The sequence below is a fragment of the Spirillospora sp. NPDC049652 genome (assembly GCF_040675125.1).
Lineage (GTDB): Bacteria > Actinomycetota > Actinomycetes > Streptosporangiales > Streptosporangiaceae > Spirillospora.
Genome location: NZ_JBFAOF010001041.1, coordinates 1 through 2367 on the forward strand (window position 1 = coordinate 1; position 2367 = coordinate 2367).

The following is a 2367-nucleotide window of genomic DNA, read 5'->3' on the forward strand; positions in this document are numbered from 1 at the left end:
GGACGCGCCGCAGGGGTACTCGGCCGCGCCGCGGCGGTCACCGCGATCGGGGTGGCCGCCATCGGGCCGGTCGGTTCCGGGACGGCCTCGGCGTCGGAGGGTGACTTCACCTACCGCGTCGGCTCCAAGGAGTTCCGCCTTCACAACGCGCCGGACGGGCCGTGCCACTCCCTGCCCGACATCGGCTCCCACTTCCGGAACTTCACCGGCACCACCGTGGAGGTGTACAGGGAGAGGGACTGCGTGGGCCGCCACTGGTACATGGAGCCTCACGCCGGACGCGACGGCGCGCCCGACTGGGCGTGGAGCTTCCGCTTCATGCCCTAGCCGATTCATGTCCTAAACGGTCGTGGGAGGGCGGTCGGGTCGTTCGTCGCCCGGCCGCTCTCCCGCGTCGCCGTCGTGGTCCCGCGCCTGGTCGCCGCGTCCGCCCGTCCAGGCGAGGACGGCGGCCAGGGAGAGCAGCGGGACGGCCGGGAGAAGGTAGCGGTAGTCGAAGTCGGCGGTGGCCGACGGGACGACGATGAGCGCGACGCCGGCCAGGAACGGCAGGAGCGCCGGGCTCCGGGGCCGCCGGACGAGCCCGGCCAGGGCTGCGAGCGCGAGCGCCGCGAGCAGCGGCCCGGGGACGAAGACGACCTTCTGGTAGGCGCGGACCCATCCGGCGAACGGTTCGACGACGCGTGGCCGGGCGGTCGGACCCCCGTACGCCCGGGAGGGCCTCACCGCGTCGGCGGGGCGCTTGTACTTCACCGGGAAGCGGTACTCGGACACGGTTCCGGCGGTCGGATGGGCTGAGCGGTGCGGTGCGAAGCCGCGCGTGCTGTCCCGCAGGACCGTCCAGAGGTAGTCGAGGGGCTGGGCGAGGACGGCCCGCTTGGCGAAGTCGGCGGCGAGGGCGTTCCCGGCGCGGTCGGACGTGCCCTTGGGGAAGGACCGGAAGGGGGCGTGGGCGCCCCACATCGCGGCGAACGCCGGGTCCATGCCGGGGGTGTCGTGCGTCCAGTCGCGGCAGAAGACCCGTTCGTCCGGGGGCGGGTGGATGGAGTCGCAGTCGGCGAACGCGGCGACGCGTCCGAAGAGGAACAGCCCGTTGGTCCCGGTGAGGCCCCAGTGCCCGTGCTCGGCCCGGTACCAGGCGGCGTACGAGCCGACGACCAGCAGGAACGCGGTGGTCAGGGCGCCGATGACACGCCAGTCGACCCGCCGGACGAGCAGGAACAGCAGGACGGCGGCGAGCAGCGGCAGGCCGACCGTCCGGGTGACGGCCGCCGCGCCGAGCAGCAGTCCGGCGGCCAGCGCGGGTGTCCAGGACGGGACGGGCCGCCACAGCAACGCCGCGACCGCCGCGACGACGAGCAGCTCGAACAGGGTGTCCGACAGGACGAGGTGTTCGAGCTCGACCTGGTAGGCGTCCAGCAGCGCGGGCGCGGCGGCGAGGCAGCCGAGCAGGCCCGGCAGGACGGCCCGGTCCGGCCACGCGGCGCGCGCCGTCCGGTAGACCACCAGGTAGAGCAGGACGCCGATCGCGAGGCCGAAGAGGTGCTGGGTGAGGGCGACCGCGCCGAAGTGGTGCAGCGGGCGGAGCAGCCACAGCATGAGCGAGTAGCCGCTCGGCCGCAGCACCGACGGGGCCGGGGAGAGCGCTCCCCGGAGATAGGTGCCCGAGTCGCCGAACCAGAGCATGGACGGGTAGCCGGCCATGGCGAGCAGCCGCGGTACGACCGCCGCGGCGAGCAGCAGCCCGAAGGGACCGTGCCGCCGAGCCACGGCGTACAGTCCCCGGCCTTCCGTCGCGCGCCCGCCTCCGAGGGGACGCGCCGACGCGTCCACTGACACGTTTCCCCCCGGGCTGCCCTACCCGGGGCGCCGCGCGGGGACACCGGACCGGGGAAGGGCTTTGGCCTCCCCTGTCCAGGTTCGGTCCGCGCTCGGTCCGCGCTCGGTCCGCGCTCGGTCCGCGCTCGGTCCACGTCCGGTCCACGTCCGGTCCACGTCCGGTCCACATCCGGCGCGGCCGGAACCGGACGCGCGGCGGCCGGGACGGGCGGGGACGGGCGCGTCCCTCCGCTTGTGTCCGGTATGCCCGACCCCGCTGAGATCGTTCCACTACGGTTGGGGCACGATGTGCATCGAGATGGCGCCGGTCGCCGGGTACCGGGTGGCGGCTGACTCGTCCGTTGACCATGGTCGGCGGGAGGAGTAGTTTCCGGCGCGGAACTCGTGCCTGGCCATGAGCAACCGGAGGACCCGCCCAGATGGAACGTGCGGCAGGGCCGACCGGGGGATACGCCGAGGACGCCGAACGGGCGGCGACCGAGGCGCTCGCGGTCGTGGAACCGGTCGTCCCCGGCCGGAGCCGGCGCG

The 2367-nt window shown here is 74.4% G+C and carries 2 protein-coding genes; one reads left to right on the plus strand and one right to left on the minus strand.

Going from position 1 to position 2367, the window contains the following annotated elements:
• On the plus strand, positions 1-327 hold a 327-nt coding region (locus AB0J52_RS36585), incomplete at its 5' end, for a hypothetical protein (protein WP_500187494.1).
• Between the two features lie 12 nt (positions 328-339).
• Here AB0J52_RS36585 and AB0J52_RS36590 read toward each other — a convergent pair.
• The gene (locus AB0J52_RS36590; RefSeq protein ID WP_500187495.1) at positions 340-1770 is read right to left on the minus strand and encodes a hypothetical protein; all 1431 of its coding nucleotides are present in this window, start codon (positions 1768-1770) and stop codon (positions 340-342) included.
• Positions 1771-2367: the final 597 nt, after the last annotated feature.